1 protein-coding gene is annotated in these 1,277 nt (G+C 40.9%); it reads left to right on the top strand.

Annotated elements, in window-relative coordinates; translation table 11 throughout:
* The first annotated feature begins 39 nt into the window (after nucleotides 1-39).
* Nucleotides 40-1,277 (top strand): IS3 family transposase gene (locus tag AB4274_RS19320; RefSeq protein ID WP_102319877.1). Its coding sequence is split into 2 segments (ribosomal slippage): nucleotides 40-412 and nucleotides 412-1,277, totalling 1,239 coding nucleotides; the frame shifts between segments, so codons are not numbered across the junction.

The following is a 1,277-nucleotide window of genomic DNA, read 5'->3' as shown; positions in this document are numbered from 1 at the left end:
GTCCCGTCCTGAAATGTGTTTACACATTGAGGACGAATTATGGCTACTTCAAATAATACCTACGTTAAGCGCACTCAGCGTGATTACACACTAGGCTTTAAATTACAGGTCGTCGCCGCTGTAGAAAGAGGCGATATGACATATAAACAAGCCCAAACCATTTATGGTATCCAAGGCCGTTCAACTGTTTTAACTTGGCTTCGAAAGCACGGTAAGATGAATTGGGCGCAAACTCCAAGGATGAATACCATGCACCAATCAACTAAGCCTAAAGAGTCACCAGCACAGAAAATAAAGCGTCTTGAGAAAGAGCTGGAAGACGAAAAAATCAAGAATCTCTTTTTAAATAGAGTGGTTGATATTCTTGATGCTGAACACGGAACTAGCCTCAGAAAAAAGTATCTCACCAAGGAGCAAGAAGCCTTCAAGAACAAGAAGGAATAAGTTTAGTTCGAGTATGTAAGCTATGCGGGATAACGAGACAAAGCGTTTATCAACGAGAAAAGCGAGCTGTTCATCGCCAGTTGGAACTTAAACCCATCAAACAAATGGTGTTGGATATTAGACGTTATATGCCTCGGGTTGGCACTAGAAAGCTCTACTTTTTACTTAAGCCAAAGTTGCAAGAACAAGGTATCAAGTTAGGTCGGGATGCTCTTTTCAACTACTTACGTGATGAACGGTTATTGGTAAGACCTAAACGTAGTTTTACGAAAACGACAAACAGTAAGCATTGGATGAAAAAACATCCGAACTTATTAAAGAACTACAAACCATGCACTCCAGAGGGTGTGTTAGTAAGTGATATTACCTATATCCAATCAGATGAAGGCATTCACTATCTCTCATTGGTAACTGATGCGTTTAGTCGGAAAATTATGGGCTACGAGCTGAGCAACGAAATGAAGGCGACGGATGTTGTGAAAGCGCTAGATATGGCTATTAAGGGGCGTCAATATCATCGTTCGTGTATCCATCACTCTGATCGTGGTCTCCAGTATTGCTCCGGTGTTTATCAAGATAAGTTGAAAAGTAGCGGCATAAGCCCCTCGATGACAGACGGTTATGACTGCTATCAAAATGCATTAGCAGAGAGAGTAAATGGAATACTGAAACAAGAGTTCTTACTTAATAAGTGTAAAAACCTCGGAGAGCTTAAACAACTAGTAAAAGAGTCTATAAGTACCTATAACAATATGAGGCCGCACCTTAGTCTCAGGATGAAAACTCCAAATGAGGTGCATGAAAAAAGCCAACAGCTGATGCTGTTGGCTTAG

Origin of the sequence: Vibrio sp. 10N.261.55.A10, from assembly GCF_041470825.1 — a bacterium.
Classification (GTDB): domain Bacteria; phylum Pseudomonadota; class Gammaproteobacteria; order Enterobacterales; family Vibrionaceae; genus Vibrio; species Vibrio crassostreae_C.
Note: the sequence above shows the minus strand (reverse complement) of the source record. Positions and strands in the feature narration are given on the sequence as shown.